Source organism: Phenylobacterium sp. (assembly GCF_016124325.1).
Taxonomy (GTDB): domain Bacteria; phylum Pseudomonadota; class Alphaproteobacteria; order Caulobacterales; family Caulobacteraceae; genus Phenylobacterium.
Genome location: NZ_WGNY01000006.1, coordinates 215,755 through 228,498 on the forward strand (window position 1 = coordinate 215,755; position 12,744 = coordinate 228,498).

General features: G+C 69.5%; 11 protein-coding genes. 2 read left to right on the top strand and 9 right to left on the bottom strand.

From position 1 onward, the window contains the following. Positions 1-22: 22 nt before the first annotated feature. Positions 23-1,552, top strand: coding sequence for a long-chain-fatty-acid--CoA ligase (locus GC203_RS02985; protein WP_293451175.1), 1,530 nt, complete (start codon positions 23-25; stop codon positions 1,550-1,552). A 14-nt stretch (positions 1,553-1,566) separates the two neighbouring features. Further along, positions 1,567-2,598, top strand: a complete 1,032-nt coding sequence (locus tag GC203_RS02990; RefSeq protein WP_293451177.1) for a glutathione S-transferase family protein — start codon at positions 1,567-1,569, stop codon at positions 2,596-2,598. Here the strand turns inward: GC203_RS02990 and GC203_RS02995 are convergent. From GC203_RS02995 to GC203_RS03035, 9 genes are all read right to left on the bottom strand, one after another. Then, the gene (locus GC203_RS02995) at positions 2,595-3,020 is read right to left on the bottom strand and encodes a MerR family transcriptional regulator (RefSeq protein ID WP_293451179.1); all 426 of its coding nucleotides are present in this window, start codon (positions 3,018-3,020) and stop codon (positions 2,595-2,597) included. The two genes, GC203_RS02990 and GC203_RS02995, sit on opposite strands and share 4 nt — an antisense overlap. Continuing rightward, on the bottom strand, positions 3,017-3,448 hold the full coding sequence (locus tag GC203_RS03000; protein WP_293451181.1) for a DUF1330 domain-containing protein: 432 nt from the start codon (positions 3,446-3,448) through the stop codon (positions 3,017-3,019). Before GC203_RS03000 ends, GC203_RS02995 begins: the two co-directional genes overlap by 4 nt. A gap of 197 nt (positions 3,449-3,645) precedes the next feature. Further along, positions 3,646-4,314, bottom strand: a complete 669-nt coding sequence (locus GC203_RS03005) for a TetR/AcrR family transcriptional regulator (protein WP_293451183.1) — start codon at positions 4,312-4,314, stop codon at positions 3,646-3,648. Between the two features lie 93 nt (positions 4,315-4,407). Further along, entirely contained in the window at positions 4,408-5,718 is a 1,311-nt protein-coding gene (locus GC203_RS03010; RefSeq protein WP_293451185.1) for an MFS transporter, read from the bottom strand. After that, positions 5,715-7,652, bottom strand: coding sequence for a DUF3604 domain-containing protein (locus tag GC203_RS03015; protein WP_293451187.1), 1,938 nt, complete (start codon positions 7,650-7,652; stop codon positions 5,715-5,717). The genes GC203_RS03010 and GC203_RS03015 overlap by 4 nt, the downstream gene beginning before the upstream one ends. Positions 7,653-7,678: 26 nt before the next feature. Continuing rightward, positions 7,679-8,689: a HupE/UreJ family protein gene (locus GC203_RS03020; protein ID WP_293451189.1), complete on the bottom strand. Its 1,011-nt coding sequence runs from the start codon at positions 8,687-8,689 to the stop codon at positions 7,679-7,681. Continuing rightward, positions 8,686-9,588: a peptidylprolyl isomerase gene (locus GC203_RS03025; RefSeq protein WP_293451191.1), complete on the bottom strand. Its 903-nt coding sequence runs from the start codon at positions 9,586-9,588 to the stop codon at positions 8,686-8,688. Before GC203_RS03025 ends, GC203_RS03020 begins: the two co-directional genes overlap by 4 nt. Positions 9,589-10,014: 426 nt before the next feature. Beyond that, entirely contained in the window at positions 10,015-11,652 is a 1,638-nt protein-coding gene (locus GC203_RS03030; RefSeq protein WP_293451193.1) for a sulfatase-like hydrolase/transferase, read from the bottom strand. A gap of 189 nt (positions 11,653-11,841) precedes the next feature. Continuing rightward, the gene (locus GC203_RS03035) at positions 11,842-12,546 is read right to left on the bottom strand and encodes a TetR/AcrR family transcriptional regulator (protein WP_293451195.1); all 705 of its coding nucleotides are present in this window, start codon (positions 12,544-12,546) and stop codon (positions 11,842-11,844) included. Positions 12,547-12,744: the final 198 nt, after the last annotated feature.

Genomic DNA, 12,744 nt, shown 5'->3' on the forward strand with positions numbered 1-12,744 from the left:
GGCAGGGAAGGGAAACGCCGAAATGAAGCTGTTCAGCGATGTCATTCGCGAGCAGGCGCGCGCGCGTCCGCACGCCGTCGCCTGCCGGTTCGCCGGTTCGGAAATCACCTACGGGGCGCTCGACCACCGTTCGAACCAGGTGGCGCAAGGTCTCATCGCGGCGAGCGTCGCCCCGGGGACCCGCGTCGCGGTTCTATCCAAGAATTCCGCAGCCTACCTCGAACTCCTCGGCGGGACGCTGAAATCGGCCACGGTGCTTCTGGCGCTGAACTGGCGTCTGGCGCCCGCCGAACTCGGCTACATCCTGGACCATGGCGAGGCTGCGGTCCTGTTCGCCGAGCCCGAATTCGCGAACGTGGCCGCCGAACTCGCCGGACGGCTGCGCCCGCCGGCGCTGGTCATGACCCTCGACGGCGCCTACGACGCCTGGCGCGATGCTCAGCCTTCGGACGATCCGAACCTGCCCGCTTCGCCCGAGGACGTGTTCGTCCAGATGTACACCAGCGGCACCACCGGGCTGCCCAAGGGCGTGCAACTCACCCACGCCAACTACAACGCCTCGTTCGACGCGATGGGGCGGCTGGACTGGAGCATCGCCGAGGCCGGCGACACGATCTTCGCCCCTGCCCCGTTTTTCCACGTCAACGGCCTCAACGCCGTGCTGCGCGGCATGCTCTCGGGCTGTCGGATCCTGACGATCGACCAGTTCCGGCCATCCGACGTGGTCGACCTGTTCGAACGCGAACGCGTCACGCGCGCGTCCCTCGCCCCGGCCATGATCCAGATGTGCCTGGAGACGCCCGGCGTCGCGGCGCGCGACTTCTCGGCCCTGAAGCTCATCACCTACGGCGGCTCGCCGATCAGCGACACCGTCCTCAAGCGGGCCCGTGACGTGTTCGGGTGCGATTTCGCCCAGGGCTACGGCATGACCGAGGCGACCGGGCCCGTCACCATGCTGGCCCCCGCCGATCACCGCGACGACAGTCTGCTGCTGTCCTGCGGCCGCCCGCTGCCAGGCATCGGCGTGCAGGTGGTGCGTCCGGACGGCTCGCCCTGCGCCCCGCGGGAGGTGGGCGAGGTGATCGCGCGCGGACCGATGCTGACGGTGGGCTACTGGCGCGATCCCGACGCCACCGCCCGCACGATCCGCGACGGATGGCTCTACACGGGCGACGCCGGCTACTTCGACGAGACCGGCTATCTCTACATCCACGACCGGGTGAAGGACATGATCGTGTCCGGCGGCGAGAACGTCTATCCGGCCGAAGTCGAGAACGCGCTCGCCAAGGATCCCGATATCGCCGACGCCGCCGTCATCGGCGTTCCCGACGCCCGGTGGGGCGAGGCCGTGAAGGCCCTGGTGGTCCTGCGCCCCGGCGCGGCCCGCGACGGCCAGGCGGTCATCGACCGCGTTCGGCGCCACATCGCCGGCTACAAGGCGCCCAAGAGCGTCGACTTCGTCGAGGCCATCCCGCGCAACCCCGCGGGCAAGATCCTGCGACGCGAACTCCGCCAACCCTACTGGGCCGACCAAGCCCGCGCCGTCCACTGATAGAAGGCCCAATCATGACTCAGGACCGCATCACGCTGAACGGCGTGCCGGGCTCGCCCTACACCCGCAAGATGCTGGCGCTGCTGCGCTATCGCCACCTGCCCTACCGCCTGATCCTGGCCTCGCACGCGGGCCCAAGAGGCCTGCCGCGACCCAAGGTGTCGCTTCTGCCCACCTTCTATTTCCCCGACGAGACGGGCGCGTTGCAGCCCGTGACGGACTCGACGCCCATCCTGCGGCGGCTCGAACGGGACTATGCGGGCCGTTCTGCGCGCCCGAGCGATCCGGCCCTGGCCTTCCTCGACGCCTTGCTCGAGGACTACGGCGACGAATGGCTGACCAAGGCGATGTTCCACTACCGCTGGGCCTACGACGCCGATGTCGCGCGCGCCGCCGCGATCCTGCCCGCGTGGCGCGGCGCCCAGACGCCGGACGAAACCCTCCAGCAAGCCGGGCGCGAGGTGTCGGAACGCCAGATTTCGCGCCTCCGCTACGTCGGCTCGAACCCGACCACCGGCCCGATCATCGAGGAGAGCTATGCGCGCTTCCTCGACCTCTTTGAGGCGCATCTGCGCGAGCACCCATTCATGCTGGGCGACCGGCCGGCGGCCTGCGATTTCGCCGCCTTCGGCCAGCTGACCCAGCTCGCGCAGTTCGACCCGACGCCGATGGCGCTGACGCTCGAGCGGGCGCCGCGGGTCTTCGCCTGGGTCAGCGCCGTGGAGGACCTGTCCGGCGTGGAGCCGCAGGATTCCGACTGGTTCGACCCGGCCGCCCTGCCCGCCACGCTGAAGGCGCTCCTCGCCGAGGTCGGCCGGGTGTACGCGCCATTGCTCCTGGCCAATGCGGCGGCGGTGCGCTCGGGCGCCGAACAGGTTGAGACCGAGATCGCGGGCGGCGCCTGGACCCAGCAGCCGTTCACCTACCAGGCCAAATGCCTCCAGTGGCTGCGCGAGGAATACGCCACCCTGGACGCCGGCGCGAAGGCCAAGGTCGACGCCGCCCTTGCCGGGACCGGCTGTGAGGTCATCCTGGCCGGACTCTAGTCCGCTGCGGGCGGGGCGGACGGCCCCGCCCCGAAGCCCCGCGGGGCGGCCTCTTGGGCGAGTTCCCGCTCCATGTCGGCGATCGTTCCGCGCAGCACGATCTCGGCCGCTTCCAGCGCCCGCAGCTTGCCCCTGAGGGCGTCGAGCGCGGCTCCAAGCTGCACGCGGCGGCCCTGGGCTTCGAGATCGAGGATCGGGGCGAACTCATTGAGGCGCAGGCCTGCGTTGCGCAGCCGTGCGATCAGCAGCAACCGGTCGCGGGCGTGGACTCCGAAGGTGCGCCGGTTGGCCTCGTCGCGCTGAGAGTCGATGAGGCCGCAGACCTCGTAGTAGCGGATCGCGCGCGGCGTGAGGCCGTAGGCCGCGGCGATGGCCGAGATCGACGCCTCCGCCACCGCGTGGGAGTCCAATTGGCGCATCATGCCGAGGCCGGGCGATGGTCCGCGTGCAGGGTCGACGAGATCAGGAGCTGGCCCTCCAGACCCGCCTGCCGGTGAACGGCCGCGGCATGGACCGTGGGGTCGCGCATGACCTGGGAGAACACCGCGCGGGAGGGGTACTCCACCAGTCCGAGGCGGTGCCAGCCCATCTCCCCCGACCCCATCACCAGCCGATCGAGCAGCGTCGACAGCAGGAAACGCCCACCAAATCCCTCGACGATCGGCTTCATCAGGTCGGAATAGACCATGAAGGCCTCAAGGCCGCTCAGATCCGACGCCCGTCCGTCCTCATAGATGGCCCGGTCCCGGAACCTCAGCAGATTGACCATCACCACCGGGGTCGGGTCGGTCGAATCTCTCACCTCGACGAACTGTTCCCGGGTCGGCCCCATCGCGTTGTGCAGTTCCATATCCCCCCCAAACAAGAACCGGAATTCCGGTTAGCATGACGAAGCGTGGAGGGTTGCGCAAGGCCGTTCGCACGACGCGCTGCTAGAGCCTTCCCGGATCGAGTGGAATCACTTGATCCGGACAAGAAGGCTCGATCTTCAAGAGTGTAGAGCCCGTCCGGGCGGGTGAACCAGCATCCACTTCACCCTGACGGGCTCTAGTCTTGGAGCTGTTCGAAACCCAGGTACCGCATGAGCATAAGAGCCAGCTCGTCCAGGAACGCGGGATCGTCGAATTCGAACGGGCCGGGACCGTGCAGCAGGTGGGATATGAGCTGGCCGTGCATCATCCGGACGGCAAGACGCGCCCGGTCGTGAAGCCCCGGCGGCGCCGTAAGCCCGCGCCGTTCCAGCAGCGCCAGGAACTGGTCGGCCTCGAAGGATTCCAGCCGCCGCATCGACGGCCATACGGCCTGGCCTCGGAGGCCGAGTTCGAACAGCGCGCGGAAGTAGCCCTCGATGCGCCGGATCGTGCGCGCCGAATTCGCCACCAGCCTGCGCATCACGCGGTCGAGCGGGTCCGTGTCGCACGACGGGTCGCGGAAGAACGCGGCGAGATTCTCCTCGGCCCGTTCGGCCATGTAGCTCTGGAGGGCGAAGAAGAACGCCTCCTTGTCCTCGAAGCGCCGGTAGAAGCTGCCGACGGAACATCCGGCCCGCTTGGCGATGTCGGCCACATGCGCCTGCCAGAACCCGCCCTCTGCGAACACCCGCTCGCCGGCCTTCAGCAGACGGTCGCGCTGCTCGCGACTGCGTGTCTGATAGACGGGCCTCGCGCCTTTGGGGGCGGGCGCCGGGCTGGCGGCCGCCGCATTCGTTCTACCCATCGTCGAGCGATACCCTCTTCGAAGTCCGGGTGCTCGCTAACAAGCGTCGGCCGCCAAGACAAATCCGGTCCCGGCGAATTCGGCCGCAGGCGCCTAGCCGGCCTGCTCGCGGGGAAGGCGCCGCGCCGCGGCCAGGAAGAGGCCCACCGACACCAGTTCGCCGACGGCGGCCAGGCAGATGGCGTAGCCCAGGCCGCGGGTCCCGAACGCCGGCTGCAGCGCATCGCTCGTGACGCCGATGACCAGCGGCCCCAGGCCGAAGCCGACCAGGGAGATGATGAACAGGGTCCAGGCCGAGGCGAAGGCGCGGGCGCGCGGCGGCGCCAGCGTCTGGATGGTGCCGAAAACCGGGCCGGTGAAGCTGTTGCCGAGGAAGCCGGGCAGGATCAGGCAGGCGATCGCCAGGGCCGGCGTCGGCGCGAGATAGGCGGTGATGAACAGCGGCGCGCGCACGGCGATCATCGCCGCCGGCAGCCACGCGTACCACCTGTTGTCCCTGCGGCCGAGGATATCGGCGAACCAGCCCCCGGCCAGCGTGCCGACGACGCCGGTCACGCCCGAGATCAGGCCCAGCGCCAGGCCGGCCTGGCCCGTCGACAACCCGTGCACCCGGATCATGAACGCCGGGTTCCATTGCAGGGCGCCATAGGAGGTGAAGGCGTGCAGCGCCGAGGCCGCGACTAGGAGATTGAACGCGGGGATCTTCATCAGGCTGGCGAAGAGCTCGCGGAACGGCTGGGCGGCTTCGGCCTGGGCCCCGCCGGTCCGCGGCGGCTCCTTCAGCGTCAGGGCCACGATCAGCGAGATCACCACCCCCGGCAGCCCCACCACCACGAAGGCGGTCCGCCAATCCAGCATCTCGTTGAGCCAGCCTCCGGCCAGCAGTCCAATGAGGATGCCGAGCGGCACGCCGCACGAGGTGATCGCCAATGCAGTGGCGCGCTTCCCGTGCGGGAAGATGTCGGCCAGCATCGAGTGGCCCGCCGGCGCCGAGCCGGCTTCGCCCACCGCCACGAAGATGCGGGCGACGAGCAGCTGCGGGAAGTTGACGGCCAGGCCGCAGACGGCGGTCGCCGCGCTCCAGAGCGCGAGGCAAGCGGCGATGATGCCCTTTCGCGAGACCCGGTCGGCCAGCCGCGCGATCGGCAGGCCGGCCGCCGCGTAGAACAGGGCGAAGCCCAGGCCTGACAGCAGCCCGATCTGAGTGTCGGTCAGCCCCAGATCCCGGCGGATGGGCTCCACCAGGATCGAGAGCACCTGCCGGTCCACATAGTTGACGATGTAGACGAGCAGCAGGAGGCCCAGGGCGTAGCGACCGTAACCGCGCGAGAGCGCGGCGCCGGATTCCGCGGCCGGAGGCGCGGCGCTCACGGCCGCCGCAGCCGCGCCTTGCGTCGGCTTCACCGCCCGGCGCCCCGGCTCGCGCTCGCCGTCCGGACGGGCGGCGGCGTGTACCAGATCGGCGACGACCAGGCGCGTTCCTGGAGGGTGGGCGGACCGCCCTCGGTCGGGATCGGCAAGCCGCGCTTCACCGCCAGGTAGGTGCTCCACCGCGGCGTCGGGATTTCGATGGCCCGCAGGTAGTAGACCGCCGGCTTGCGCGGATCGAACTCGGGATCACGCCAGACCGTGCGCATCTGGGCGGCGCCGATCGTGTTGCTGTAGGTCGCGTGGGCGAGGTCGATGGTGTTGCCGACGGGCGGGGCCTTGCCGGTCTTCGGGTCCACCTTGCGCCCGCCCGACAGCGCGACGTCGAACACCTTCTCGCGATAGTCGCCGCCGTCGAGCCACACCTTCACCACCTGAACCCGGTCGATGTTGGCGCCGTCCGGGTCCTTGACCGCCTCGACGATGAAGCTGGGCGCGCCCTTGGCCTGTCCGGCGGGCAGATCGCCGCCCATCGGCGTCCCCGTACGGTAGGCCTGCCGCACCCAGTCGGTCCGCTTCAGCAGGGCCGGGGTGAAGTCCCAGCCGCCGAAGAAGCGCACGCGCAGACGGGTTCCCGAGGTGGCGAAGGTCTCCTTGCGCTTCAGCGCCGCGAAGATGGAGTCGCGGGTGTTGACCTCGGCCCAGACCCCCGTGATGGCGGCGCTGCCGACCAGCAGGGGGTTGTTGATCATGGGCGGACGCCCCTCATGGGCGGCGTTGTCGTCGATCAGCGTGCGCGTCGGGATGATACCGAGCTGGCGCTTGGCGGCGTCGCCGTCCGGCAGGTTGACGTTGGGATCGACGCCGCCCGGGCTGCCGCCGAACGCCTTCTCGTCCGAGGCCGAGATGCCGTTGTGGAAGTCGCTGCCGCCTACGACGCCGAACTTGTAGGGGTTGGCGCCCGCCTTCTCGGCGATGACGAGGCCGCGACCGTAGGCCTGACGGATGTAGCTGCCGTTCGGCTTCGACTTGGTGTCGCGCTGGGTGATGAGCACGTCCCAGATCTCGAAGTTGGCGAACTCATCGTTGGGCGAGAGCTCGGGGATGGTCTCGGACTGGCCCTTGTTCTGCGCGATCTCCGAAAGCGGCTCGTTCATCAGCCGACGCTGGGCGTAGGCCTGATCGATGGGACGGCCATCGCTCATCACCCAGTCGTACATCAGCCCGTTCGAGCCGTTGGCGTTGTGGGGGATGGCGATCACGTCGCGGCCCTCGGCGCGGTTGGCCTCGAGATAGGTCCACAGGTCTTCCGGCTTGCCTGAGTCGGCCGAGGTGAACGGCAGCGGCGCGTCCGCCCCTTTGAAGATGACGTTGCGGTGCAGGTTGTAGCGGCCCTCGTTCATCTGGGACCACTCGTAGCCAATTAAGGTGGTGAAGACGCCGGGCTTGTAGTTGGCGTTGGCCGCCGCGACCTCGCGCGACCACGCCGACTTCGCCGCCTCCTGCGTGTTGAGGCCCGGAATGTCGCGACCCTGGTAGCGGGCGTCGCGCAGCATGTAGAAGCTCTTGATCGGGTTCTTCAGGATCTCCTGGCCGATCTCGCTCTTGGCGAACGCGGTATTCGGATCGTCGAGCTGGTTCAGCAGCCCCATGTTCTCGGAGTGGTCGGTCACGGCCATGAAATCGAGCGGCCAGCCCCGGCGGATCATCTTGCCGCCGTAGTCGACCGCCTCGCCGCGGGCGAAGCGGTAGGCCTCGTCCGGCCCGATCCGGGTGCCCATCAACCCCCAGGCGTCGAACGAATAGGCGGTGTGCAGGTGCAGCTCGCCGTAGAACGCCCGCCTCGCGGACGGGTCCACGGCGGCGACGTCCGCCGTCTCGGACGCCACGCCCGTCGGCGCCTGTGGATGGCTGACCGGCGTGCAACCCGCCGCCGTCAACGCCAGAAGTGGAACCAGCCAGCGCGCCATAGCGCCCTCCCCTATCGTTCTGCTCATCATGCGAAAGCCGCTCCCAGCCGTTCGAGGAACCAGAAGGCGGCGAAACATCCGATGCCGTAGGCCGGCGCGAGGCGGGCGAGCCTCGGGGCCCGGATCCCGGTCACGGCGCGGACCCGCGCCAGCGCCCAGAGGACGGCCACGCAGGCCGCCACGAACACGATCTGCCCGATCTCCACGCCGACGTTGAACAGGAACAGCGCCGGCGCCGCCTCGTGTGGCGGCAGGCCGATCTCCGACAGGGCGCCCGCGAAGGCGAAGCCGTGCAACAGTCCGAACGTGAAGGCGACGACCCAGGGATGGCGGCGCGTCAGGGTGTCGGCGTCGGGCCCGCGGGCCAGTTCCACCGCCACGAAGACGATGCTGAGCGCGACCAGCGCCTCCACCACCGCCGACGGCGCCGTCACCAGGCCCAGAGAGGCCGCGGCCAGGGTGATGCTGTGGGCCACGGTGAAGGCCGTCACGGCCTTGAAGAGCTTGACGTTGGGCCCGATCAGCAAGAGCAGCCCGGCCACGAACATCAGGTGGTCGACCCCGCCCAGTATGTGCTCGACGCCGAGGCGCAGGTAGGCGGGCGCGCCGGGCGCGCGGGGCCCGGAGAGCGCCAGCTTCAGCCGCGGCTGGGCCGGCGTCAGCACCGCGTCGAACCGGCGGCCGTCGGCGGCGGTGATCTGGAGCAGCACGTCCGTCAGGCTGTCGCTGAGGCCGTCGATCGAGACCTCCTGCCCGTCCAGCGGGGTCTGCGATTGGATGGTCCAGGTCGTGACGAGGAATCCCGAGCCGGCGAACCGATCCTTCGGCGGCGCCTTCAGCCAGCCCGACGACAGCGCCGGCTGCAGCCGCAGCGCCACGTCGCCCAGGATCGGCCGCTTCCACAGAACCTCGTAGCGATCGGGCGCCGTCTGGGTGACCTGCAGGAGCGCCGGACGCACCTCGTGCGCGGCGGCGGGTGTCGCCGCCGCGAACAGCCCGACCATGGCGGCCAGCAGCAGACCCAGCCACGCCTTCATGGCCGCGCCCGATCCTGACGGACGACGGCGTAGCGGGCGCGCATGCGCTCCATGGCCTGCGCGTTCGCACGGACCTGGGCGTCTCTCAGATAGTCGCCGCGAACGGTCTCCCGAAGGGCGTCGAAGTCGCCGGGCGCGCCGGGATACCGCGCCTGGACCAGGACCAGATGCCAGCCGTAGCCGGAGGCGTAGGGACCGGCCCATCGGCCGACGGGCGCCTTCTCCACGGCCTCCGCCATGCCGCTGACCCCGAACACCCGAGCCGCCTCGACCCGGCTGATCGCGGCGTACTGGGATTGGTCCGGAAAGGCGTCCGCATCCACCTTGTCCCACGGCGCGCCGGCCCGGAGCCGGGCCAGCGCCGCCTCGGCGCGGCCGCGGGCCGGCGCCCATCCGCCCTTGTCCGGCGAGAAGTAGAGCTGTCGGAAGCTTGCGCGCGGCGGTTGGGCGTACTGGGCGGCGTGGGCCGTGAAATAGCGGCGCAGCGCCGCCTCGTCGGGTTCGGCGGGAATGGCCAGGTCCTGGCGCAGGAACTCGACCTTCTGGGCCACGCGGCGGCGCACGATCTCGTCGTCGCGGTCAAGGCCGAGCGCGCGGCCTTCGCGATAGAGGATTTCCTCGTCCACATAGCCGCGGATGAGGTTCTCGATCTGGGCCGGCGTCGGATCGCGGCCGTACTGGAGGCGATGCTTGCCCACGAGTTCGGCCACCTGAGCGTCGCCGACGACGATGCGTCGCTCGTCATGGGAGGCGCGCCACCACTGGACGGCGCACAGGATCACGGCGCCGGCGATCAGGAAGTGCAGCAGGGGTTCGCGAAGGATCCTGACCGCTCGCGCCTTCCATCGGCCCGGGGTTCGGCGACCGTCAGCCTGCAGCCAGCGGGTGCGCGCGTCCATGGCGGCTAGGCCTCCACCCGCGGGCTGTTCGCACGGCGCCGGCTTTCAAGGGGCCGCTCCACCCGTCCGGCCCGAGGGGGCGCGGTCTTCCTTCCTTTGACGCTCGGCATTGCAGCGGGGCTCCTGCGCGATCCAAGAGGCGAGAGGCCGCGACCGCGGGGCGGCGCGGCCTCCCCAGGGGAGGAACTAGAACTTGTCGGCGGCCATCGTCGGGAGGTCGGCGGCGACGCGGATCGCGCTCGACGCATCGGCGAACGGGTTCAATGCAAGGCGGGGCCCTGCCACGGCGTCGTCCTTCCCTGATGTCGTTCTTGTTCTGGTTTAAAGTGAACAAGAATTCCGGTTCACGCTAGCGGCGCGGGCGGCTTTGTCAATCGCCGGCGCGGCTCATTCGCAGGCGAAGTCGCCGGTCGGGCCCGCCCTGGCTCAATTGCCCCAATAGACGTACTCGTCATCCTCCCGCTGCGGCTCGATCAGGGAGTGGTCGAGCATCACCGGCGACTGGCCGAGTTCCGGCCAGAGCGGCGGCGCCTGCTGGGCGTCGTGCTCGGCCAGGCGAAGCTTCAGTTCGGCGACCTTCGCCGGCATGTCCGCCGCAAGGTTGTGGCGCTCCGTCGGATCGACGGAGAGGTCGTATAGCCAGTCCTTCGCCGGTCGCTCGGTCACCTGAAGTTTCCAGTCTCCGGCCCGAACGACCCGGTAGGCGCCGGTGCGCCAGAACAGGGCCTCGTGCGGGCGGCCGGTCCGTTCGCCCCGCGCGAACGGAATCAGGTCGACGCCATCCATGACGCGATCTTTCGGGAGCGGGGCGCCGGCCGCGGACGCCGCAGTGGCGAAGATGTCGAAGTGGGATACGGGCGGATAGTAGGTTCGACCCGCGGGGATCCGGGTGGGCCATCTCATGAACAGCGGCCCCCGGACGCCGCCCTCGAAGAAGGTCTGCTTCCACCCGCGGAAGGGCTGATTGATGTCCGGAAGCCCGATGTAGTAGGCGCCGCCGTTGTCGCTGGTGAACACCACGAGCGTGTTGTCCTCGAGGCCTTCCTCCTGCAGCGCCTGCATCACCCGTCCGACATTGCGGTCGAGCTGGCGGATCATGGCCGCGTAGACGCGCAGGCGGTGATCCTGGATGTTCGAGAGGGCGTCATAGTCCTCCCGCGTCGCCTGCAACGGCGTGTGGGGCGCATTGTACGCCAGGTACATGAAGAACGGCCGATTTCGGTTGGCGTGGATCGCCGCGATGGCCTCGTCCGACAGATAGTCGGTCATGTGCCGCTTCGGCTGGAACGGTTCGCCGCCGTCCTTGCTGACGTAGAACTGCAGGTTGGCCCACAGGTTCTGATCTATGGGATCGAAGCCCTGCACCGAATTGACCACCCGGGGGTCGTCCTTCGGCAGATACATCGAGCCGCCGCCGGTGAAGCCGAGCGTCTCGGAGAAGCCCCGGCTCTGCGGCTGGAACCTGGGCGATTCCCCCAGGTGCCACTTGCCCAGCTGGATCGTGTGATAGCCGCTCTGCTGGAGCAGCTGGGCGATGGTGATCTCGCTGGTCGGCACGCCCATGTCGGCGGCCGGAATGATGTCCTTCTCGCGTTCCGGGAAGTAGACCGGATTGCGAATCCCATAGTGGAAGGCGCGCACCTGGCGGGCGAAGCCAAGCGGGACGGGCGTGAACTCGAAGCCGAAGCGGGTCGGATAGCGGCCGGTGAGCAGCGCCGCGCGCGACGGCGCGCAGGTGGCGTGCCCCGAGTAGGCCTGCTGGAAGCTCACGCCCTGGCGCCCGATCGCGTCGATGTTCGGGGTCGGAACGGCGCCGCCCGCGACGCCGCCGCCACTGAAGCTGATGTCGTTGAAGCCCAGGTCGTCCGCGACGATCACGACGATGTTGGGCAGCCTACGGCCGGAGCGCGGCGTCTGCGGCCCAGCGTCCCAGACCACATCCCGCGGCGGTCCCGCCACGATCCGAGGCCGGTCCACCGGCACGCCCGACGGCGCCTGAGCGCCGCTGGACACGGCCAAGCTCGTCGCAAGCGCCAAGGTCGCGCCGAAAACCCCTGCCCGCATGATCCCGCCTCCTCCGTACAGCGAGACCGTAACGGAATCGAAATTCCGGTTCAATGCGAAAGCCGGTCCAGGGACGGCGTGGATTTGCCGAGCCCCGAGGCTGGCCGGTTCGGGACGGACCGTATGGATCTCGGCGGGACGCGACCGCCGCCATCGCGACGGGCCTGGGCGGCGCGCATCGAACCTGCCCTATCCGGCGTCGGCCGCACTTTCTTCGAGGCCGAGGTATCGCACGAGCATCAGGCCCAGCTCTTCATGCAGCCTTCGATCGTCGGCGGCGAACGGGCCGGGGCCATGCAGGAGCGTCGAGATGATCTGGCCATGCATCATGCGGATGGCGAGGTGGGCGGCGTCCTGCTTGCGCGCGTCCACGGCCACGCCGCGCGCCTTCAGGAGGTCCACGACCAGGCCGGCTTCGATCACTTCCAGCCGCCGCATCAGCGGCCAGACGTCCTGGCCCCGAAGGCTGAGTTCGAACAGCGCGCGGTAGTAGCCCTCGATGCCCTTCATGGTGCGGGCCGAATTCCGCGTCAGCCGCTGGAACACCTCGATCAGCGGCTCGGTGCGGCAGGCCGGGTCGTCGAAGAACTTGGCGATGTTGGCCTCGGCGCGGTCGGCCATATCCGCCTGCAGCGCGAAGAAGAACGCCTCCTTGTCCCGGAAGCGCCGGTAGAAGCTGCCGACGGAACATCCGGCGCGCTTGGCGATGTCGGCCACGTGCGCCTGCCAGAACCCGGAATCGGCGAATACCCGCTCGCCGGCCTTCAGCAGGCGGTCGCGCTGGCGACGGCTCCGCTCCTGGTAGGCCGGCTGCGCCCAGCCCTTTTCGGCCGCATCCTCGGCCTCGGTCTTCTTCTTCATCGCCCCCAGCCTGACCATCTCGCCGGCCGCCATGAAGCGGTCGGGCCCGTCGAAGCCGCTGGCCGATCGTCCGTCTCGCGGCGCGCCTCGATCACCGCCGACGCTCCGGTCGGGGTCGGCGCACGGATTGCAGGGCCCTGGTCATGCCGTCGTTCGTCACCTTCCAAACCGCCTCGACGATCGCCGGCCGGCCACCCCCGCTTCAGACTCGCCGCATCAAAGTGAACTGTC

Coding starts and splice junctions, on each gene's coding strand:
- GC203_RS03000 (WP_293451181.1), bottom strand. CDS start 3,448: ATGGAACTGCACAACGCGATGGGGCCGACCCGGGAACAGTTCGTCGAG.
- GC203_RS02985 (WP_293451175.1), top strand. CDS start 23: ATGAAGCTGTTCAGCGATGTCATTCGCGAGCAGGCGCGCGCGCGTCCG.
- GC203_RS03005 (WP_293451183.1), bottom strand. CDS start 4,314: ATGGGTAGAACGAATGCGGCGGCCGCCAGCCCGGCGCCCGCCCCCAAA.
- GC203_RS03030 (WP_293451193.1), bottom strand. CDS start 11,652: ATGCGGGCAGGGGTTTTCGGCGCGACCTTGGCGCTTGCGACGAGCTTG.
- GC203_RS03025 (WP_293451191.1), bottom strand. CDS start 9,588: ATGGACGCGCGCACCCGCTGGCTGCAGGCTGACGGTCGCCGAACCCCG.
- GC203_RS03020 (WP_293451189.1), bottom strand. CDS start 8,689: ATGAAGGCGTGGCTGGGTCTGCTGCTGGCCGCCATGGTCGGGCTGTTC.
- GC203_RS02995 (WP_293451179.1), bottom strand. CDS start 3,020: ATGATGCGCCAATTGGACTCCCACGCGGTGGCGGAGGCGTCGATCTCG.
- GC203_RS03015 (WP_293451187.1), bottom strand. CDS start 7,652: ATGGCGCGCTGGCTGGTTCCACTTCTGGCGTTGACGGCGGCGGGTTGC.
- GC203_RS03035 (WP_293451195.1), bottom strand. CDS start 12,546: ATGGCGGCCGGCGAGATGGTCAGGCTGGGGGCGATGAAGAAGAAGACC.
- GC203_RS02990 (WP_293451177.1), top strand. CDS start 1,567: ATGACTCAGGACCGCATCACGCTGAACGGCGTGCCGGGCTCGCCCTAC.